Annotated in this window: 17 protein-coding genes and 1 pseudogene; 2 read left to right on the top strand and 16 right to left on the bottom strand. The window is 71.4% G+C overall.

Features of this window, described 5'->3' with window-relative positions; genetic code table 11:
* Nucleotides 1-86: 86 nt before the first annotated feature.
* The 16 genes from WMF31_RS36865 to WMF31_RS36790 all read right to left on the bottom strand — a co-directional run bounded on the left by WMF31_RS36865 (nucleotide 87) and on the right by WMF31_RS36790 (nucleotide 17,978).
* Entirely contained in the window at nucleotides 87-659 is a 573-nt protein-coding gene (locus WMF31_RS36865) for an imm11 family protein (protein WP_436606433.1), read from the bottom strand.
* A gap of 9 nt (nucleotides 660-668) precedes the next feature.
* Nucleotides 669-1,385, bottom strand: coding sequence for an AHH domain-containing protein (locus WMF31_RS36860; RefSeq protein ID WP_436606432.1), 717 nt, complete (start codon nucleotides 1,383-1,385; stop codon nucleotides 669-671).
* Between the two features lie 15 nt (nucleotides 1,386-1,400).
* Complete coding sequence (locus WMF31_RS36855) at nucleotides 1,401-1,781, bottom strand: DUF4150 domain-containing protein (RefSeq protein ID WP_436606431.1); 381 nt, start codon at nucleotides 1,779-1,781, stop codon at nucleotides 1,401-1,403.
* A 24-nt stretch (nucleotides 1,782-1,805) separates the two neighbouring features.
* Nucleotides 1,806-2,864, bottom strand: a complete 1,059-nt coding sequence (locus WMF31_RS36850; protein WP_436606430.1) for a hypothetical protein — start codon at nucleotides 2,862-2,864, stop codon at nucleotides 1,806-1,808.
* Nucleotides 2,864-3,895, bottom strand: a complete 1,032-nt coding sequence (locus WMF31_RS36845; RefSeq protein ID WP_436606429.1) for a DUF2169 family type VI secretion system accessory protein — start codon at nucleotides 3,893-3,895, stop codon at nucleotides 2,864-2,866. Before WMF31_RS36845 ends, WMF31_RS36850 begins: the two co-directional genes overlap by 1 nt.
* Nucleotides 3,896-3,951: 56 nt before the next feature.
* Entirely contained in the window at nucleotides 3,952-5,064 is a 1,113-nt protein-coding gene (gene tssG / locus WMF31_RS36840) for a type VI secretion system baseplate subunit TssG (RefSeq protein ID WP_436606428.1), read from the bottom strand.
* The gene (gene tssF / locus WMF31_RS36835) at nucleotides 5,028-6,830 is read right to left on the bottom strand and encodes a type VI secretion system baseplate subunit TssF (protein ID WP_436606427.1); all 1,803 of its coding nucleotides are present in this window, start codon (nucleotides 6,828-6,830) and stop codon (nucleotides 5,028-5,030) included. Before tssF ends, tssG begins: the two co-directional genes overlap by 37 nt.
* Nucleotides 6,827-7,288 (bottom strand): type VI secretion system baseplate subunit TssE, encoded by a 462-nt coding sequence (gene tssE, locus WMF31_RS36830; protein WP_436606426.1) that lies wholly within the window; start codon nucleotides 7,286-7,288, stop codon nucleotides 6,827-6,829. Before tssE ends, tssF begins: the two co-directional genes overlap by 4 nt.
* 54 nt (nucleotides 7,289-7,342) lie before the next feature.
* A complete protein-coding gene (locus WMF31_RS36825) occupies nucleotides 7,343-7,831 on the bottom strand; it encodes an Hcp family type VI secretion system effector (RefSeq protein WP_129356350.1) in 489 nt (162 codons plus the stop codon).
* Between the two features lie 116 nt (nucleotides 7,832-7,947).
* On the bottom strand, nucleotides 7,948-9,435 hold the full coding sequence (tssC, locus tag WMF31_RS36820) for a type VI secretion system contractile sheath large subunit (protein WP_436606425.1): 1,488 nt from the start codon (nucleotides 9,433-9,435) through the stop codon (nucleotides 7,948-7,950).
* The gene (gene tssB, locus WMF31_RS36815; protein WP_436606424.1) at nucleotides 9,425-9,973 is read right to left on the bottom strand and encodes a type VI secretion system contractile sheath small subunit; all 549 of its coding nucleotides are present in this window, start codon (nucleotides 9,971-9,973) and stop codon (nucleotides 9,425-9,427) included. The genes tssC and tssB overlap by 11 nt, the downstream gene beginning before the upstream one ends.
* A 131-nt stretch (nucleotides 9,974-10,104) precedes the next feature.
* Entirely contained in the window at nucleotides 10,105-11,166 is a 1,062-nt protein-coding gene (tssA, locus tag WMF31_RS36810) for a type VI secretion system protein TssA (RefSeq protein ID WP_436606423.1), read from the bottom strand.
* Between the two features lie 27 nt (nucleotides 11,167-11,193).
* Entirely contained in the window at nucleotides 11,194-15,255 is a 4,062-nt protein-coding gene (locus WMF31_RS36805) for a type VI secretion protein IcmF/TssM N-terminal domain-containing protein (protein WP_436606422.1), read from the bottom strand.
* Nucleotides 15,252-16,064 carry a DotU family type IV/VI secretion system protein gene (locus WMF31_RS36800; protein WP_436606421.1) on the bottom strand — a complete coding sequence of 271 codons (813 nt, stop codon included), beginning with the start codon at nucleotides 16,062-16,064 and terminating at the stop codon, nucleotides 15,252-15,254. The genes WMF31_RS36805 and WMF31_RS36800 overlap by 4 nt, the downstream gene beginning before the upstream one ends.
* Nucleotides 16,061-17,404: a type VI secretion system baseplate subunit TssK gene (tssK, locus tag WMF31_RS36795; RefSeq protein WP_436606420.1), complete on the bottom strand. Its 1,344-nt coding sequence runs from the start codon at nucleotides 17,402-17,404 to the stop codon at nucleotides 16,061-16,063. The genes WMF31_RS36800 and tssK overlap by 4 nt, the downstream gene beginning before the upstream one ends.
* A gap of 79 nt (nucleotides 17,405-17,483) precedes the next feature.
* Nucleotides 17,484-17,978 carry a hypothetical protein gene (locus WMF31_RS36790; protein WP_436606419.1) on the bottom strand — a complete coding sequence of 165 codons (495 nt, stop codon included), beginning with the start codon at nucleotides 17,976-17,978 and terminating at the stop codon, nucleotides 17,484-17,486.
* A 541-nt stretch (nucleotides 17,979-18,519) separates the two neighbouring features.
* Between WMF31_RS36790 and WMF31_RS36785 the strand changes: the two genes are divergently transcribed.
* Together WMF31_RS36785 and WMF31_RS36780 are read left to right on the top strand one after the other, a co-directional pair.
* Nucleotides 18,520-19,557 carry a hypothetical protein gene (locus WMF31_RS36785; RefSeq protein ID WP_436606418.1) on the top strand — a complete coding sequence of 346 codons (1,038 nt, stop codon included), beginning with the start codon at nucleotides 18,520-18,522 and terminating at the stop codon, nucleotides 19,555-19,557.
* A pseudogene (locus tag WMF31_RS36780) lies at nucleotides 19,551-20,318 on the top strand (MopE-related protein); the annotation flags it as partial. The gene WMF31_RS36785 and the pseudogene WMF31_RS36780, both read left to right, overlap by 7 nt.
* Between the last annotated feature and the right edge of the window lie 213 nt (nucleotides 20,319-20,531).

Raw genomic sequence — 20,531 nt, 5'->3', positions numbered from 1 at the left:
GGCGTTTTCGAGGTGTTAGTGACCACCGCGCTTACGAGCTCCTGTAGGGGGTCGAAGTTGCGCTCGCTTGAAGCAGCGGTGCCGCGCTAGGTCATCCATTCGCTCGGCTCTAGGAAGCGGAGCGTAGGGAAGCCCGAGGAGAGCAGATGATCCCGCACCTTCGCGTGGATCAGGATCGTGCTCGTGTTCTCCGCGAGACGGAACATCAGCGCGCCGAGCGTCTTGCCTTCGTCCACCACGAGCTCGTCGAAGCTGGTGTCGATCCGCGCGTCACCATCGTGGCTCTCCCAGACGGAGCTCGCGAGATCGGCCGCCGCGACCAGCCCCACGATGTTCACGGCCCGGTAGTCGTAGGTCTGCCCGGTCTCCGTGTTCTTGAGCACGGCGCGGTAATGGTCGATGTTGTCGACGCCGCACGCGAGCAGGGCAGACACCAGCCGTCCGGACATCAGGCACATGTTGCCGTCGTACATCTCCGACGGCTCGCCTCGATAGCCGCCCACGGGGACGAGATCCACCTCGATCGGGTCGGGCAGCGCCGCCTGGAAGCGCTGCCCCAAGGACCAGCTGTCGACCCCATCGAAATCGAGCCCGTCCTGGAGGTCGAGGTACCCCTCGTCCTCGTCCTGCGGCACCTCGTAGCTAAGGACATAGTACATCGTGAGCCCTCATCGCGATTTCATGAGCTTCGACTTCTCGGAGGTATAGATCCCGGACGCCGTCGGCCAGCGCCCGGGCGGGCCCTTCAGAAAGCCCCGATACCGCCTGGAGAGCGCGTTGAGCCGTCCCACCAGGCCGAAAGGAGGCCGCTTCGCGTTCTTCATTTCCTTGCGGCAGACGGGGCATCGAGCGTCCTTCTTGACGAGCTTGTCCGCGATCGCGCTCAGGCTCTGGCTGGCCTTCTGGTTGTACTGCGCGTGCGCGTTGTGAAACTGGGCGCCTGCGACCTTCATGGCCTGGATGGCGTACGCGTCTCGGTCCAGCGTCCCCCATCCGTTCGCCGGGTACGTGGGCAGCCATACGCCGTTCTTCCGGTCGTTCACGTCGTACCCGACGTCCCCGTCCACCGTGTCTCCCTTCTTCATGAACTTGAGCAATTTCGTCGCCTTCTTGAGGGAGGCGTTGCCGGGGATGAGGTGGTGCGCCGCCGGCGTGATCTCGATTTCGTCTCCCGAGACCCGCGCCGTCCACGAGGGGCGATGCCCCAGCGCCTGCCCGAGCTTGCTCGAGCTGTTCGCCATGGAATTCTCCGCGCTATCTACGGAATTGGGATCTTCGTCGAGCTTGTTTTCGACGGTTTGCTCCGGCTGCTCGGTGCAGTACCAGCAGTTGTCCTTCTCGGGGCTCACGAGGTCCATCGCGATGGATTCGCCGACCTGAGTCATCGCAGCGGTCTCCTGTCATCCCATGATGTTCTTCTTGTTGTGAAACAGCGGATCCCCCATCCGGCACACGTTCTTGCCCTCGAACTTCACGTCGAACGAATACAGCATGAACTCGCACTCCCCCCGGTTGCACGAGCTCACCACGCCGCCGGCCGTCCCCGCCTCGTCGCCGCTCGACTTCGTGTACTTGGCCCCCTTCACCATCGGCATCTTCCCGTCGCACGTGACCTTCTTCGGGCCGCCCGACGTGTCCGACGCCTGCCCGATGTTCGGGTAGGGGATCGGCACCGGCCCACTGGGGGTCGGCGTCTTGCAGACGTCGGGGAAGACCATGCTCATGCCGCCGCTCTGCTTGTGCACCACCCCGCGCATGTTGGCGAACACCGTCGTTCCCATCGCCTTGCTCCTCCGTCTGTCGAATCAGGCCTTGTCCAGGATCGCCGCGCCGCGCGCCGCCAGATCCGACGGCGCCCACGCGAGGCAGCGGGAGGGGCGGTGGCCCTCCGAGAGCGACAGCGCCGCCAGTCCCACGAGCATCGCCCCGAGCGCAGCGCCCGCGTCGCCCACGCAGTCCGCCGGGTGCTCGATCACGAAGTCCTCGGTGATCCTCCTCTTGTGCCGCGCCAGCGCCACACCCCACTCCTTGGCAAAGAAGCTCTCGCCGTTGAAGCCGGCATACACCGTCCGCACCGGCTCTCCCGGCGCGGCCGCGAACGCCGCCTTCATCGCCGCGTCCAGCCCCTCGCCGCGGTACGCCGCCCCCTTGTTGTAGCGGTGTCCTTCCTCTTCCGCCGTCCCCACCGAGACGATCCGCGACAGCGCCGTCCCTCCCTGCGCCGCTCCCGGCCGCGCGAGCAGCAGGAACGCCGCCCCCTCGCCCGGGATGAAGCCGTCGAAGATCCCGTGCGCGCGCAGCCGCTCCTCCAGGTCCAGCGTCCCGAGCAAGTACAGGTCGAGGAGCGTATCCACGCCGCCCACCACGACGCGATCATACCGGCGCGCGGACAGCCCCTCCAGCGCCGCGGCGAGCGCCAGGAAGACCCCCGCCCGGCCCGCCGGGAACACCCGGCTGCGCGCCAGATCGATCGTAATGTCCGCCTGCGCCGCGAGCTGCTCCAGGAAGACCGGCCCGACAGGCGCGGGACGGCCCTCCGGGAACGCCTCCGGCCCCGCCAGCAGCACCGCGGCCGGCCCCGGCGGCGCGCCCTTGAGGCACGCGCGCAGCGCTGGACCCGCGAGGCGCAGCATCCGGATCTGCCGCGCGGTCAGCCCGGCCGTCTTCTCAATTCCCGGCGCGAGCGGCGGCAGATCCGGCGTCGCCACGAGCGCCATCCCCAGCGGATTGAAGCGCCTGTCCAGGACCGAGGTCTCCTGGAACCGCGATATCCCCGCCCGGACCGCCGCGCTCGTCACCTCGGCGCTCAGCCCGACGGAGCTCACCATGCCGACCCGCAGGATGTCCGCGCCCGGCGCCGCCATCACGACCGCCGCCCGCTCAGCTCGAGCCGCTTCACGTCGATCTCCACCAGCTTCGCCTTGAGCGCGCGCTTGTCGCACCCCACCGCGCCCAGCCACACCACCCCGAGCCGCCCCTCGCCGGGCTCGATCACCACCGTCTGCAACCGCATCGGCGGCCGCTCGACATCGCGATCGATCGTGACCTTCACGTCGAGAATGCACGCCGGCAGCCGCACCTCCCACGGATCCAGCGCAGCGTTCTGCACCTTGACCGGCTCGCCGCCGCACAGGTAGCCCGGACACACGAGCCCCGGCGAGGCTGCATTGAAGAAGCGCGCGTCGAAGTCCTTCGGCAAATACGGCGCCCGCGTCTCCTGCCACGCCTCGTCGTAGGTCCCCGCATACCGCCGGCGCGGCTCCCACGAGGGCGCGATGAAGCCGAACCCCGCGGGCGGCGGGCGGTCGCGCGTGCCGGAGATGAGGTGCGCCGGGTCCTCCAGGTTGGGCAGCCGCCGCACCGCCTTGTCGGGCGGGGCGCTCCGCAGGCCGAAGCCGACGCCCACCGGGTTGCGCTGATCGATCTCCAGCGGGCCCTTCTCCGGATCGTGCTTGAGCACGCCGCCGAAGGCGCGCTCGTAGACGAGCGGCATGCGCTCGAACGGGATCGGCGGAGAGATGCGGAGATCCAGCGGTCCGCGCCATTCCCGATCGCCGAAGACGCGGACCACCTTGGCGACCGGACCGACCACGAGCGACACATCGACCGATGGCGCCGGGCGCCCGCGCGGCGCCCACGCCTCGCCGATCAGCACCACGTCGGTCGCCGGCTTGCCGAGGTGGAGATCGGCGGCGTGCTTCAAGCTGGTCTGCCCCGGTTCCCCCCGGTACTCGTCCGCGAGCTTCATCGGCTCCTGCTCCTCGGCGACACGCAGCGCGCCGCCGCGCAGCGCGAAGGTCGCGCGGACCGCGACGTACAGCGTGTCCACCCCGCGCGCGTCCGGGAAGAGCGCGATGTTCGCCTTGAACGCGGTGTTGTTCCGGAGCTGGAGCATGGATGTTCAGCCTGCGAGCGATCGACGTGGAGAGCGAAGGACCAGGGCCCCAGCCGTCAGGCCTCCTCGACCGGACGGCGGCGCGGCCCCTGCTCCCCATCCTGACCGCCGCCGCCCCGCAGCGCCGCCTCCCGCAGCGCCGCCCCCCGCAGCCTCTTCTCGACCGCCTCCCGCCGCCGCGCGCCCCCGCCGAGGCACGCCGTCGACCCGAGCCGCGCCCCGTGCCGCCGCCCGAGCCGCGCAGCCGGCGCCTCCTCGGCGCGCAGCCGCAACAGCACCGTGAAGCTCAGCACCTCGCCCGCGTAGAACCGCGTCAGCGCGCACAGCGGCCCGAGCAAGTCCCCTCCGGGCAAACAGCGCAGGTAATCGCGGAGCGACAGCGGCCCCACGACGAGCTCGAACCCCGCCTCCTGGTCCCACGCCCGCCGCCCCAGAATAGCCCCCTGCCCGAGCCCCCGGTTGCGCCCCGACGGCCCGATCGCCGTCCGGTCGCTCTCCTCGATCGGGTGGTACGCCCCCGTCAGCGGCGCCCCCTCGACCGGCACCCCGAGGTGATGCCGCAACAGCGCCGTGAGCCCCGCCATCGGCCGCACCTCCCTCGCCAGGAGCGCCGCCGGCTCCAGCAGCGCGCGGTCGCTCACCGCGAGCCTCCCGCGCAGCGACGGCAGCCCGAGGCCGACCAGCGCGTGCAGGTACCGCGCCGCGTCGTCCTGCTCCGGAGACGCAACGCCGAGCCCGATCCGGTGCCGCTTGCGGATCCGGTACACCAGCGACAGCAGCCGGTGGTTGAAGAGGTCCAAGAAGTCGCGCAGCGCGAAATCGCGCCGCGCCGCCCGCTGGTACACGAGCTCCGCGAACGGCGGCGGCAGCGGCCCGAGCGCGCCCGCGAGGCTCAGGAAGCTCGCCGTCAGCTCCGCCTTCTCCCCCTCGCGCGCCGGGCGCTCGATCCCCGCCACCTCCGTCTCGGGGAACGCGAGGTCGATCGCGCCGCGCAGCCGCACCGCCTCGGCCGCGGGCTCGGCGCCCTCGCCCACGCTCCGGCAGCCCTCCGCCCGCGCCTCGAGCAGCGCCACCGCCTGGAAGAAATCGAACCGGCGGCCCTCGGTGAACAGCCGGTCCTCCAGCGCAGCGCCTAGAGAAGCGCCTTTGCCCCCGCCCTCGGTCGCCATCGCTTCCATACCTCCGCGCGCCCCGTGCTCCTCAGCACGAGCTCCGTGAACGAGTTGATGTGCGCATGCAGCGAGAGATACCGGCTCAGCACCTCCGCGAACAACAGCGGGCTCGACCCGACGAACTGCTCCTCGTCGAGCGTCAGCGTCACCTCGGTCCCGCGGCAGAACCCGCGCCACGCGTCCGCGCCGATCCGCCGCGTCACCGTCCGCGCCGACACGTCCGCGATGCCCTGGATCTGCCGCTCCGCCTCGGGGATCGACGCGAAGAGATAGACGCGCAAGATCTCCCTTAGCGCGTCCGCCCCGCCCGGCCCCGACAGCGAGAGGTGGTTGAGCGACAGGTTCGAGACGAGCCGCCAGAGCGCCTGTCCGCCGAGCGGAGGCTCGCGCTGCGGCGTCGGCTTCGTGAGGCACGTGATGCGGCCCATCGCGGCGCCGCGCTCCAGCGAGAGCGGCACGCCGGCCGACATCTCCTCGGGGAGATCGCGGTTGGTGCACAGCACCGAGGCGTACACCACCCGGGAAGGGGGCCGCCGCGGCGAGAGGTCGAGATCGACGAACGACAGCAGCACGTCCGTGCCAGGCACGTCCTCGCGCGCCGTCGCCACCCGGCGAGCATGCCAGAACGCCCGCGGGCCCGCGCCCTCGGCGTGGTGCGTGAACGAGAAGAACGGCCCGTACTCCACCTGCACCGCCTCGCCCGGCGCCGTCGCCGTGACCCTGTGCACCGAGTGGATCTCCGTCGTCCGCTCCCGGCGCGCGTCCGCGACAAGGCGGTACTCCGGAAAGCGGTGATCCACCCGGATCGGCTCGGTCGTGCGCGGAAACAGGTTGATGATCGGCGTGCAGCCGAGCCGGAAGGTGTCAGTCCGCACCACCACGCTCGCGGGCGGGCGCTGGTCGAGCAGGAACAGGAGCTCGCACGCCGTGCCCTCGGGCAGGCGCGTGAGCTCGACGTCGAAGAAGAGGAACTTCTCGGGAAAGGCGAAGTACTCCTGGACCAGCCGGTGCCCGGGAGACGCGTGCACGGGGTAGGGGAGCGCCTCCTCGTCGGGCCCGAAGCCGACCGGGTGCAGGCGGGCCTCCGCGAGGTCGCGGCCGCCGCCCTCGCCGGCGCACAGGACGCGCAGCGTGTGGCCGAAGAGCAGCTCGTACAGGCGATGGCCGTTCAGGCCGCCGCCGCTCAGGAAGAAGCGCAGCCGCCGCACCCCGAGCGCGCGCAGCGGCGGGCCGCCGCTCCGCAGGCGGACGCGGAGCGCCGCCATCACCCCGCCCGAGCCCGGCGGCAGATCCAGCGCCTCCGGCGCGCCGAAGCCGGCGGCCTCGACCTCGATCGGCCAGAGCGCGACCGGCGCGCACGTCCGGAACCGGCAGGTCGGGCCCCCGCGCGCCTCCGCGAAGAGCGGCGTGTTCCGCTCGATCACGTGGCCCGAGGTCAGCTTGCTGTCCCTCGGGCTCACCTCGAACGCCGCGATCGCCATCGACGGGATGGGCGAGAGCAGCGGCGGATACAGGACGCCGAGCAGCGACGTCGTGAGCTCGGGGAGATCGCTGTCGAGGCGGTGCTGGAGGCGCGCCGTCAGGAACGCGAACGACTCGATGAGCCGCTCGACGTGCGGATCCGCCGCGTGGCGCTCCTCCAGGCCGAGGCGCGCGGCGATCTTCGGGTACGCCGAGGCGAACTCGGCGCCGCGCTCTCGCAGGTAGGCGAGCTCGCGGGCGTAAAGATCGAGCAGCTCCGCGTCGCGGTCGCCCGTCGTCACCCGGCCTCCGGCAGCGGCAGGGTGAAGCTGAGCGGCTCGCGGACCCGCTCGGTGACGAGCAGCGCGCGGACGGCGGCGCGGTACCGCGCCTCGCCGTCCGCGGGGGGGAGCAGCTCGACCTCGACCCGCGCGAGGCGCGGCTCGTACGCCTCGACCGTCTGCTGGATGAGCCGCGCGACGCGGAACCGCTCCTCCTTGATGACGCCGCGGCCGCCGAGCTCCAGGTCGGGCAGGCCGTAGTCGATCACCGTGCGCCGGCGCGCGAGGGCCACGTCCCCGGGCACGGGGCAGCGCGTGCCGAGCAGCCGCTCGAGCTCGCGGCGCACCGAGGCGCGCAGCGCGTCGAGGTCGTGGCTGCGCCTCGGCCTCGCCTCGCTGCGCTGCGATGGATTGTCGTCGACCAGGCGGTCGAAGAGCGGCACGCGCCCCGCGTCCGCGGCTCCCCAGCTATCGTCCATCCCGCGCCCCTGTCCACGAGGCCGGCGACGCGGCGCGCCGCCGGCCCCGTGCGATCACTTGCCCTTGTTCTCTTCGAGGCTGAAGCTCGCCGAGCTCTTCCCCTTGGCCCCGCCCGGCGCCTCCTGCTTCTGCTGCGCGTACTCCCAGGTGATCTTCTTGTAGCTGAACGTGACATTCTCGATCGGCTGGTCCGAGCCGCCGGTCACCGAGACGGACGTGATGATGCAGCTCTCGAACGTGTACGTCATGTACTTGTGCGGCGCCCCGGCGGCGTCCGCCTTCCAGAGGTGCACCTTCATCGTCTTGATGTCCTCGCCGCCGCAGCACTTGAGGTTCAGCGTCGGCGAGGCGATGTCGAGGTACTTGGTGACCGTGAAGTCGTTGTGCACGGAGCGGCCGCTCGCGCGGCTCGTGTTCGACGGGCCCGCCGTGAGCGGCATGGACACGCCATGATTGAAGGACAGGAGCTCGATCGTGTCCTTGCCCTGCGCCGACGTGCTCTCGCCCTTGATGCCATCAATTTCCCAGTAGACGTTCTGCATGGCTCATCCCTCCTCTATCGAAGATCCTCGTGCGGCCCGCGCGCGGCCGGGCCCCACCTGTGGGGCGCCGCCGCGCGCGGCCTGCTCTCATGTTCCGCGGCGCGCGCCGCGCCTCTTCACGCCGCCGGCGGCGGCAGCTCCGCGACGAGCCGCATCGAGACCGTGAGCTCGTTGAGCTGGAAATGCGGCTTCAGGAACGCCACCGCGCGGTACGCGCCGGGCTTGCCGGGGACCTCGGTGACGTCGATCCGGGCCTCGCGCAGCGGCAGCCGCGCCTTCGTCTCCTGGCCGGCGCCGTCGTTGAGGAGCACGTACTCGGCGATCCAGTTGTTGAGGTAGTTGGCGACGCCCTCCTGCGAGGTGAAGCTCCCGATCTTGTCGCGCATGAGCACCTTGATGTAGTGCGCGAACCGGGACGCCGCGAGGACATACGGGAGCTGCGCGCTCAGCCGCGCGTTCGCGTTCGCCTGCGGCAGGTTGTACGTCTTCGGCTTGTTCGTGGTGCTGCCGCCGAAGAAGGCCGCCTGCGCGCTCCCCTTCTTGTAGCAGAGCCCGATGAAGCCGAGCTCCGACAGCTCGTTCTCGCGCCGGTCGGTGATCGCGACCTCGGTCGGGATCTTGGCGACGATGTCTCCCTCGCTCGTCTTGAACGTGTGCAGCGGGAGGTTCTCGACGAGGCCGCCGCCCTCGACGCCGCGGATCGCGGCGCACCAGCCGTAGAGCGCGAAGGCGTTCGTGATCCGCTGCGCGAGCGCGTAGGCCGCGTTCCCCCAGAGGAAGTTGCCGTCGCCCTCGCCCACCTGCTCCTCGTAATTGAACCCCTCGACCGGGGCGCTCTTCGGCCCGTACGGGAGGCGCATCAGGACGTGCGGGAGCACCAGCCCGACGTAGCGGGAGTCCTCCGTCTCGCGGAACTCGCGCCACTTGATGAGCTGCGTGCTCTCGAACACCTTGGCGAGGTCGCCGGGCACGCCGATCTGGGTGAAGCTCGGCATGTCGAAGAGCTCGGGCGACGCCGCCGCGATGAACGGCGCGTGCGCCGCGGCCGCCACCTTGGAGAGCTCGGTGAGCAGGTAGACGTCGGGGTTCGTGCCGTCGAACTCGTAATCGCCGACGAGTAGCCCGTACGGCGCGCCGCCGAAGGTCCCGTACTCCTCCTCGTACACCTTCTTGAAGGTGGCGCTCCGGTCGAACTCCGCCGCGCCCTCGAAGTCCTTGCGCAGCTCGTCCTTCCTCACGTTGAGCACGCGCAGCTTCAGCCGCGTCGACGTCTCGGTGTTCATGACGAGGTAGCTCAGCCCCCGCCAGCGCGCCTCGACCCGCTGGAACTCCTTGTGGTGCAGGATGGCGTCGAGCTGCGCGCTGATGCGCGCGTCGATCTCGGCGATGCGCGCCTCGATGGCCGCCACCGTGTCCTTGCCGAGCTTCATGTTCTCGTCGAGGACCTGGTTCACGAACTCGTCGATGAGGTCGCGCGCGTGCCTCCGCTGCGGCTCCGCGTCGCCGCGGACCATCCCCTGCGCGAGGATCTGGTCGATCAGGCTCATCTCCTCGGCCGGGGCCGCCTCCGCCGAGCCGACCGCCTGCGTGCTCTCATCCGCCATGGCTCTCCCCCTCTCCGTTCAGCGCTCCCGGCTCACCGCCCCGGCCCTTCTCGAGCTCTTGCTTGAGCGCCTGGAGCTTGCTCGTGTCCTCGACGACCTGCTTGAGCAGCCCGCTCAGATCGTCGTTGCCCTCCAGCTTCGCGAGCAGGTCGTTCAGCCGCTCCCGCGCGCGGAGCAGCGCGCGGAGCGGCTCGACCTGCTCCACGATCTGCTCGGGCCGGAAGTCATCCATGCTCTTGAAGGAGAGGCTGACCTTCAGCTTGCCGCCCTCGTCCGTGAGCTTGTTGTCGACGAGGCACGTGACCTCGGGCTTCATCGCCCCGAGGACCTCGTTGAAGTTGTCGCGATCGATCTCCACGAACTTGCGGTCCTTGAGCTTCGGCCGCGGCGCCTCGGAGGTGCCCGACAGGTCCGTCATGATCCCGACGACGAACGGGATCTCCTTCTTCTCGATCGCGCCGCCGGTCTCGACATCATAGGTGATCTGGACCCGCGGCGGGCGGTTCCTGCTCAGCCATTGTTGCTTGCTCTCTGCCATGGTCGTTCCTTTCTCCCGCGGCCTCGGCCGGGCGTGCAGCTCGCGCGGACGCTCTGCCCGAGGCCCATCCACCCTCGCGCGGCCGGGCCGACCCGATCGATGGATCGGGCCGGCGCCGGCGGTTCATCGGATCATCCGGCGTCGTCCTCCCCCCGGCCTCGCATGCCGAGCAGTCGATAGATCGCGACCAGGTCGTCCGCGCTCGACACGAACTCGCCGAGCAGCTCCGCGAGCGACATGTTGCCCCAGGAGATCGCGCGCTTCACGAGGTAGGGGACGGGGCTGTGCGGCTCGGTGCGAAGCAGGTAGTCGGCCGCCTCGTTGAGCTGGCGATACGCCTCCACCCGGCTCTGGATCGCGGCGCCCGGAGCCCGCGCGGGCGCCGGGGCGGCCGCGCCCTGCTGCGCCGGGGCCTCGCCGGCGGCGGGCGCCGGCGCGTCGCCGTCCCCCGTCGGCTCGCCGAGGGCGGAGGCCGTCGCGGCGCCGAGCAGGCGCAGCGCGCCGCGGGTGCGGTGCAGGGCCGGCGGGCGCTCCATCCTCGCCGCGAGGCTCCGCTCCAGCAGCTCGGCCGCGGCCAGGGCGGCGCGCGCGTCGCGCTGGAGCGCCGTCCACCGCGCGCGATCGACGAGGGAGAGGCGCGCCGCGAGCGCCTCGGGCGAGCGCGCGTCGTCGCCCGGGCCGCCGCCCTCCATCCGGCCGCTCTCCCAGTCGGCGAGCGTGCACGGGGGCCGCTCCTCGGTGCCGTCGATGAGGGGCAGCCGCCGGAGCCTCCGCGCGAGCGCCTCGTCGAGCCAGCCGACGAGGTCGCCGCGCGCCTCGAGCCCGTCGTCGTCGAGCGCCGGGAACATCGTGTCCCAGTAGCGATCGCACAGCCCCGCGAGCAGCCGGAGCCCCGGCGCCGCCGCGCCGACCCCCCCGAGCTGCGCCCACGCGTCCGCGAGCCAGACGGCGAGCTGCAGGTCCTTGGAGCGGCGCTCGAGCGCCTCGGCGCAGAGCTCCACCACCAGCTTCCAGTCCGCCGTCTTGAGGCGCGTCACCCACACGCCCTGCGGGAGCGTCGGGTCGTCCTCGCGCCGGGCCTCGCGGACGCGATCGTAGGTGCCCTCGTAGCGCAGCGGCGCCCCGGCGGGCGCGTCCTGCGCGATGGGCGCGAGGAGGCGCTCGATGTCGATCGCGATCGTGCCTTCAGCCATGCGTGCCTCTCCGTCGCAGCCGCCGCGCTACTCGGTGTCGAGCACCGGCGCGGCCGTGGGGAAATCGGGGTACTTGAGCGGCTTGTCCTTCTCCTTGCCGACGAGGCCGAGGCGCACGAACACGCGGGCGACGCCGCCGCCCGTGCCCACCCGCTCCAGCCAGCCGCCGGCGGGGTCGGGGACCGTGAGCACGACGAGCTGGAGGATGTTGGCGGCGGCGTCCTCCTTCCTCAGCTCCGCCTCCTCCATGGAGTGCGCGTGCATGGCCATGAGCCGGAGGAGCGCCCAGGGGCCGCTCGCCTCGAAGAACGCCGTCCGCTCGCGCGTGACCGCGCCGGCGCTCTGCTCGAGCGAGGGGACGTCGGGGCTGTTCTTCGCCCACCGGAGCGCGAGCTCCACCGGGTCGCCGAGCCGCCAGGTGGCGGTCGGCTTGGGCCCGCCCAGAAACAGCCGCTCGTCGGCGATCCGCAGGGTCCACTCGGCGATCTGGTTGCCCGCCACCTCGCGCGCCTGGTTGACGCGGAAGGCGACCGTGACGTCGAACGAGCCGTCCATCGTCGCGTCCCCCTGCGCCCACATCGGCGCGAGGAACTCGCGCACCTTCTCGATGCGGTCGAGGAAGCGCACGGCGGCCCGGGAGGCGGCGCCGCCGCGCAGCGCCAGCACGGGCCGGAAGCGCTTGCGGAAGTCGCTCGCGTTCTGGAGGAAGACGCGGACGTCCTCCGGGTTGGCGTCCTCCCGGTCGACGCCCGGCTCGATCCGCGCGAAGGGGAAGCGGTCGGCGAGCGCGCGGTGGAAGAAGCGGCGCAGGCCCGGGTACTTCGCGCGGATCTCCTCCTCGGCGAGCGTGGCGCACCGGTCGCGGAGCAGGACGAGGATGCGCCGGCGCCGCCTGGCGAAGAAGTCGTCGGAGCGCACGTCGACCGGCACGCGCTCGATCTGCGCGATGCAGTTCTCGAACGTGATCGCGGGCAGGTCGTTGAGGAGGAAGCGCTCGAGGGCGGCGACGCTGTTGCCCGCCTTCTTCGCCTCGTAGTCGCGGAGCGCCCCGGCGATGCGCTGCCACGGCGCCATGCCGCCGACGAACTGGGCCTCGGCCCCGACCTCGGCGCTCTCCAGGAGGCCGAGGACCGGCTCGGCGAGCGCGCGGGTCAGGGCGTCGGCGCGGCCGCGCTGGGCGACCGCGTACTCGGCGAGCTGCGCCCCGTCGCCCTCGGCGAGGCCGAACGCCTCGAACGCGGGGCTGCGCTCGCCGTTCCACCAGAGGAACGTGCCGTTCTTGACCTCGTAGAGCCCGTCGGAATCGAGCGTCCGGCTGGCGAGGGTGAGCAGGCGCGCGCCCTGGCCGCGCACGAGGGCGCGGACGCGATCGCGCACGTCCTCCAGCCCGAGGCGCCCCGCGGCGGCGAGGAGCTCCCGGAGCGGCTCGCCCGCCTGCGCGAGGCCGGCGACGTCGGCGCGCACCGTCTCGACGCGGCGCGACTCGCTCGGCGGCGGGGCCATCTCCCGGCGCGCGGCCTTGCCGACCGCGGCGAGGACGTTGTCGCGCAGGTTGCGCCGGGTGAGCTCCTCGATCGTGCCCCGCACCCGCTCCGGGAACCGCTTGAGCCCCTCCTCCTGCGCGAACGCCTCGTACTCCTTGAGGAGCTTCGCGCCCTCCTTGAGCTCCTCGACGTTCCAGCTCAGGCGCGCGTCGTCGAGGGTCAGGGGCAGCGAGTCCGCGCTGTCGACGGGCGTCATGAAGCGCCGGCGGAGGAGCGCGGCCGAGGGCTCCCTGAGGCCCGCGACGAGGGGCGAGAGCTGGAGCTGCACCACGCCCTCCTTGCGGACGAGCAGCGGCCCGGAGAGCGGGGTCTCCGCGCTCCCGAGGTAGCTCTTCAGGAGCAAGAGGCGCCCCTCGCCGTCGTCCTTCACGATGCCGTAGGTCGAGTCGCCGAGCAGCCTCGAGGTGCGGACGGCCGCGAGCAGGCGATCGAGCGCGGGGTTCGGCGGGAGCTGGTCGGCCGCGACCCACGAGAGGGTGGGCGCGGCGAGGCGCGCCTCGGTGCGCGCGATGGCGTCGTGGAGGGCGGCGAGGCTCTCGGTCCGGTACTCGGTGCCGCCGCGCTCGAGCGCGGCGAGCCCCCGGACGAGCGCGTCGACGTCCGCGCGCAGCGCGGCCTCGTCGAGCGTCCTCGAGATGCGCTGGTAGAGCTCGGTGAAGAGGCGATCGGACCTGGCGCGCGCCGGATCGCGGTACGCGTCGAGGCCGAAGGTCGCGAGGGGCGGGACGGCGAGGAGCGCGCGCCGCTGGTAGGCCGTCGTGCGCGCCGGCGGGAGCCTGTGCTGGAGGACGGACTCGGTCAGATCGGCGACGCTGAGGACGCGCGCCTCGCCGGCCTCGTCCGACGGCTCCGGCGGCGGTCCGGCCACGAGCGCGTCGAAGCGGGCCACCTGCCCCTCGAACGCGGCGATCTCGCGCAGCCAGGCCTCCAGCGCGACGTACTCCGGCGTGCGCTCGAGCGTGCTCGCGGCGATCTCCGCGCCCGCGGGGGGCGGCGCGGGGGACTCCGCGAAGAGCGGGCTCGTCTTCGCCTGGAGGCCCAGGCGGAAGGCGTCGAGGATCACCCGCTCGTGGGCGGCGGTGATCGCCCGCTCGACGCGCGCGTCGATGCGGCTCACCCAGGAGCCGGGCACGAGCGCGGAGCGGAGCCGCGTGGCCTCGATCGCGCTGAGCCCCTGGAGCAGGCGGACGGCGCGCTCCCTGCGCACCGCGCCCGAGGGGTCGGCGCTCGGGTCCTCGAGCTTCATCTGGCGCAGGCTCGACGACAGGTCGTGGAGGAAGGGGAGCAGCGAGGCGGTGTCGCGCTCCAGCCGGTTGCTCGCGAGCGCGAGGAAGACGCCGTAGAGGAGCGCGAGCGCGACGGTGGCGGCGCTCAGCGCCCGCAGGACGCGCTGCCGGCGCTGGAGCGCGAGGCGGGTCGGGCGCGCCAGGCAGGCCTCGGCGATGACCTTGCTCTCGAGGAGATCCCGCGCGAAGAGCACGCGGGGCGGGGGCGATGTCCCCGATTGCGCGGGGGGCGACCCGGGTTGGGCGAGGGGCGACCCGGGTTGGGCGAGGGGCGACCCGGGTTGCGCAGGCGCCGGCGGCGCCGGCGGCTCCTGGCCGACCCAGGACAGGCTCCGGACGACGACGGGCTCGCCGCCGTCGTGCGGGTGGAGGAGGTCGCCCACGAACTGCTTCAGGGGCCCATGCAGCGTGCGCAGCGCGTCGGGGAAGAGGAAGTACGTCTCGACGCCCGCCGCGAACGGCCGATCCGCCGCGAGGCGGCGCGCCTGCACCGCGGAGAGCGACGCGCTCACGCTGCCGAGCGCCTCGTCCACGAGGTCGGCGGTGCTCTCGACCGAGGCGGTGCCCGGCTGTGCCCAGCCGAGGGTCGCCTGGCGGAGCTCGGCGTCGAGCTCCTGCGCGAAGCGGGCGAAGCCGGGCAGCCCATCGCTCCTCGTGATCACGAGGTGGACAGGGACCTGCATCCCGAGGTGCCGCTGGGCCTCGTCGAGCCGCTCGCGTAGCTGCGCGGCCTCGCGTCGCCGGGCAGGCGACTCGGCGTCGCCGTGGAGCAGGTCGGGGGCGGGGAGCGCGAGGAGGATCCCGTCGAGCGGCCGCTCGGCGCGCGCGCGCCGGAGGGCATCGAGGACGGCGCGGAAGCCGGACGCGTGGGGCGCGCCGCTCCCCTGCGGCTCGCCCGCGAGCAGCCGCCCGGCCGGCTCGACGAACATCGCCTGCTTGAAGAGCCACACCTGGCAGGTCGACCCGTCGCCGAGCGAGCGCGCGGTCGTCCCGGGGCGCGCCGCGAGCCCGGCGCCGGCGAGCAGCGTGGATTTGCCGGCGTCGGAGGGGCCGAGCACGAGGAAGCACGGGACCTCGTCGGGCGACGCCCCGAGCGCGGCGTGCGCCGCGGCGAAGAGCCGCGCCATCGCGGGGCGGAGATCGTCGACCGGCGCGGCGCTCGCGGCGCGGCGCTTGCGGCGCGCGCGGGCGAGGAGCGCCAGCCCGACGACGAGCGCGACGACGAGCAGCGCGACGGCGACGGCGAGGGACCAGCTCACGACGCGCCCTCGATCCGGTCGAGCGCCTCGACCACGTCGGCGACGCGGAACGCCCAGACGACCTGCGCGGCGAGCACCAGGCAGATCACGACGGCGGCGAGCGGCAGCACGCCCGCGCGCAGCGACGGCAGCCGGCTCCGCGGCGACCCGCCCGCGGTGTGCGCGTGGGCCTGGGGGCAGAGCTGGGTGAGCGCCCTGCTCAGGGCGGGATCGACGCGCTGGAGGTGGAGCGCCAGGCGCTGCCGGTATTCCTCGGGCGCGTCGTGCTGGCCGAGCGCGCGGAACTTGCCCTGGAAGCCGAGCGCGAGCGCGGCGAGGTAGACGAGCAGGAGCGCGGAGGGGGCCGGATCGCGCTCGTCGAGCACGTCCTCGAGCTTGTGGAAGATGCTCTCGCCGGAGTTGCAGGTGTGGAAGACGTGGGCCTCGAGGGGGCGCTCGGCCCACGCGTGCCGCCCGTCCCACTCGGCCTGGAGGAGGACCTCATCGGCCATCGCGGTCATCACGTACTGGGCTTCTTCGTAAAGCTGGCGCTCGTGATTCGCGAGCTTGCGTCCGAGCTTGCGGTCGAGCCCTTCGTGTTGCGCGCTCAGGAAATCGGCGAGGCGCTGCCGCACCCTCTCGACGCTCGGCGCGCGCCCTCCGTGCGGGCGGGTGACTTCCTCCCGCTGGCTCACGACCTGGGCATAGAAGTCGTGGAAGGCGTCGAGCAGCAGCGTGCTCCCCGCGAGGCCCTGCGCGGGGCTCCCGTCGAGGGGGGAGGGGGCCTCCCATCGCGGCGCATCCACGACCGTCGCGGCGCGCTCGGTCATGGCTTCTTGTCTCCCGACTTCACGTAGAGGATCAGCTCTGTCGGCCCGGCGCTCGCGCTGGGATCTCTCGTGTTGAAGAGGACGAGATCCTTGTCCAGCTCGACGAAGGGGCCCAGCTCTCCGAGCTGGAAGAACACGACCCCCGCGGTCCGCGGGAGCTCACCCTGACCGCCGTCAGCCCGCTTGCGCCCGGCGCCGAGCACGCGGCTCTCCTGCATGTCGCGCGTGCGGCCCTCCGAGCCGATGAGCGCGCCCTCGATCCACCGCGCGACGTCCTCCTCCGACGCTCCTTGCCGACCCCGCGCGGCGATGAAGACCGGTTGCCCGGCGAAGCGCCGGTGGAACGTCACCTTGAAGCGCCCATCGCTGAAGGCGAACGGGTGAGTCGTGAACGACTCCGGGATACCCTCGACCACGCGCAGGATATGGGCGTGCACGCTGGCGAAGGCGGTCCACAGATCCTCGTGCTGATAGGCGTTCAGGACGGGCGGGACAGGGCTCTCGGAGCAGGTCGCGAGCTGACCGACCAGGGCCGCGAGCCCGAGGTAGAGGGCATACGGGTGGGACCGCCCCGTGCCTAGCGCGACCTCGAACGGCGGCAGCGCCGTGACGAGCGCGTCGATCTTCTTGCGTTGCTGCGCCCTCTCGTCGCGCGCGTTGGAGTCCGAGAGCCCGACGTACCTGTCGGCGAGCCGCTGCGCCTTCTCCCGCAGCCGGGCGACGATCTCTCCGCACATCAGGCCGAGGCCGGAGGTGAGGGAGACGGTCATGCAAGGCGGAACGTATCGGGTGCGCACGAACGCCTCGCCGTCGCGCCGCACCTCGGCGATCGGCAGGCACACGAAGCGGGCCGGGGGCTCGGCCGCGACGAGGAGCCGCGCGAGCGGGACGAGGCGTGGGATGGGGAGCGGCTCCTCGCCCGTGTTGGCGTCCGGAACCGGCGCGCTCTCGATCGAGCGATACCGGGCGAACTCGCCGCCGACCGCGGGGCCGCCGAGGTGCTCCTTCGGGATGGCGAGGTACGCCCTGAGCGGCCTGACCGCGAGCTCGGCGGCGTGGGGCTTGAGGTCGACCTGGAGCTCGGGGTCGCGCGCCGTGTGATGGACGACGAGGTGGTCGGGGAGCACGGCCTCGATCTCGAGGACGCGCAGCGTGCCGCTCGCGAGCAGCCCGGCGTCGATCTCGAGGTGGTGGACCCCGTAATGGAAGGGGTGGAGCTGCCCGAGGTGGTAGTCGAGCAGCCGCTCGGAGCGCCGCGCGGACTCCTGGAAGTGCTGCGGCGAGAGCAGCATGCCGTCGTGCCACTGGACGGCGGCGGGCACCTCGGCGGCGCGTCTCATGGCCGAGCTGTCCCGGCGGGGCGCGCCCGCCCGGGGGAGGTGGGGAAGGAGGCGCGGGGGCGCCGGACGCCGCCGGCGATCATCGAGCGCCCTCGGCGGCGCTGAGCGTGGTCACGGTAAAATCTTCCTCTTCTAGATTGACCAGAATTCTCGAGTAGGGGCCGAGGCGGACGCGGTGGGCTCCAGGCGATCGATAGTTCGCGAACATGATGATGCTTGCCTGCCGGAAAATACGCACGACTCGATCACGGGGATTGTACCCTGGGACGAACTCCCACTGCCACTCGGTGAAACCATCTCCGCTGGGGAAGTCGCGGTGTAGCTGCTCTCGCTGCTCGTACCATTGCTTCGCCGACATCGCGGAGATCCGTTCGAAGAGCTTCGGGTCGTAGACGGCCAGGAGGGTCACGGGGACGGGGGAGTTCCGGTTCGCCTGCCTCGCGACGCGCACCTTCATCCCGAGCTGGAACGGACGCGTCCCCGCGCAACCTGCGACCAGGCAGGCTACCAGCAGGGCGCCGAGGGCGCCTCGTCGTGATGTCCGGCGCGTCGCGGCGCCGGTCAGGAGGGGCATGGGGATAATGGTATCTCCGAGCGTGCCGTCGGTTGAAGAAAATTGAGAAGCACCCCAGCCACACCCTGGCAGCGCAGCGAGTTCGCCTGGATCGCATGAGCCAGCGGACCACGCAGGCCTGCTCGACGCCCCGCGCCATCTCACCGCGACGGCAGGACGCTCCGGGGCCTGGAGGCGATCTGGAGCATGGAGATGGGCCTCCGGCGTGGCGCTGGCCGCTGCGAGCCGGGGCTCGCCATGGGGCTGCCGCAGGAGCTTCATGAACGATTTCATGAGGTGAGCCGCGCGAGCCACCGCGACACGCGAGCGGTATTGTGACACGAGGAGGTGCCCCCTGTCTCAGGGGGCGGCCTACCACCAAAGTGGTAGGCGCAGAAAGTTGACTCCTGGTAGAGTACGATCCGTTCGTTGCGACTGGGGGTCGTGGGTTTCTTACCGGCGCGGTTGCGCGTCAGGTATGCTCATCTCGATGCACAACGAGGGCGTCACCTTGAAATCTCCTCATCAGCAGTGCGACCGACGCCGGAAGGCTGGTCCTGGGATGGGCGCGGTCCTGGTCGGGCTCGCGCTGCTCGGGGTGGCGGCGCCCGTCGCGGCGAGCGAGCCTGAAGAGCTCTTCACGAAGGGCATGGCGGAGCTTCAGGCCGGGCGGTACGGCACGGCGTGTCCCGCGCTGCGCAAGAGCTACCGGCTCGACAGGCAGCCGCGGACGCTCTTCTACCTGGCCGAATGCGCGGAGAGGGCGGGGCGCATCGCCACGGCGGCCGTCCACTACGACGAATATCTTGACAAGTTCGACGGGTTGTCGCCTCCGGAGCAGGAGCAAGAGGCGGACCGGAGGAAGCTCGCCCTGGAGCGGCGGCAGAAGCTCGACGCCGACATCCCCCGGGTGAAGTTCCGGTTACCAGACGGCGCGCCGTCCGGAACGAAGGTGACGCGGACGTCGGCATCGAGCCCCGATCCGGTGCCTGTAAAGCTGGGAGTCGAGCTGCCGATCGATCCCGGGGAGCACTGGGTGAGGAGCGAGCCGCCGGGAGGGCCGCGGCGGGACCAGCGGTTCTTTGTGAACAAGAAGGAGCGGCTCACGATCGAGCTGACGGTGGCGAACCCCGGCGAGGCGACGCCGTGGCCGACGCCGATTGACTCGACGCCGACCGTCTCGGCGCCGACCGCGGCGTCGCAGCTTCCGCCGGACATGGGCGAGGGATCGTCGCTACGCAGGCCCGTCGCATACATCTCGGGCGGGGTTGGGCTCGCCGGGCTCGTCACGGGCATCGTGACGGGCGCCATCACGTGGGGTCAGAAGAAGACCATCAGCGAGAACTGCAACGACAACAACTTCTGCAATCGGCGAGGCCAGGAGGCGGCCGATCTGGCGGCGGTAGCCAGCCCGATCAGCACGGTGAGCTTCGGGATAGGGGTGGCAGGCCTCGGAATCTCGGCGTTCCTGTTCCTGACCGAGCCGGAGACCGTGCGAGTGCAGCAGGGAGCCCCGCGAAGCCAGGTGGCATCGCGACCGGATGTCAAGTTGATTTTGGACCAGCGTGAGGCGGCGGTGCAGGCGAGGTGGGTATGGTGATGCCGGAGACGGGATGGGGGGCATTATCACGGCGCGCGGCGCCCCGGGGACGGGCGTGCTGGAGCTGGGGCGGATTCGTGCGGCACGTGCTGGCGCTCCTCATGCTGTCAGCAGTTGTTGGCCTGTCGAGCTGTGCGGACATCCTCGGCGTTGACACGGAGTACAACGACAACCCGTGCATTGCCGCGAGCGCGAGTCGGTCGGGGCCGCCGCGGCCGCTGGAATGCCACAAGAACAGGGGTGATTGCTGGACGCTCATCGATGCCTGCGATGAGCTCGGGCTGCCCGCGACCTGCCCCGCGCTCGCCGGAGCGGAGCGCGACCAGTGCGGGGATGGCATCGACAACGACTGCGACGGCGCCATCGACGAGGAGGAATGCTCCTGCCAGCGCGACGAGCAGAAGACGTGCTACCCCGCCTCGCAGATGACGCTGGGGCAGGGCAGAGGTCTCTGTCGTGAGGGAATTCAAGAATGTCAGAACGGCGTCTGGGGAGCATGTGTGGATGCCATCGTCCCTGCTCCGGAGATCTGCGATGGCCTGGACAACGATTGCGATGGCGAGGTGGACGAGGGGTGTCCATGTAATGAGGGGGATGAGCAGTCTTGTTATGGTGGTCCGGAGGGGGCTATTGGTAAGGGCCTGTGCTCCGATGGTAGGCAGCAGTGCATCAACGGTCGGTGGGGTGATTGCACGAATGACGTTCTGCCAAGCATAGAGAGTTGCGACGGGGTGGATAACGACTGTGATGGTACAGTGGACAACGTCCCCGGTGTCGGAGTGCTGTGTAACACGGGGCTATCTTCCAAATGTGCACAGGGTACCACCTATTGTGATAGTGAGAAGCGTAGGATTATATGCGTTCCGGACGCGACGGATGAGGTTGAGCGGTGTAACGGGCAGGATGATGACTGTAATGGAAAGATCGATGACGGTACCTTCTGCTGCAAGGATAGCCTTCAGAGCGGCAACGAG

Origin of the sequence: Sorangium sp. So ce1036 (genome assembly GCF_051369805.1) — a bacterium.
Classification (GTDB): domain Bacteria; phylum Myxococcota_A; class Polyangia; order Polyangiales; family Polyangiaceae; genus Sorangium; species Sorangium cellulosum_F.
The sequence above is the reverse complement of the archived record's forward strand: the minus strand, read 5'-3'. Positions and strand labels throughout refer to the sequence as shown.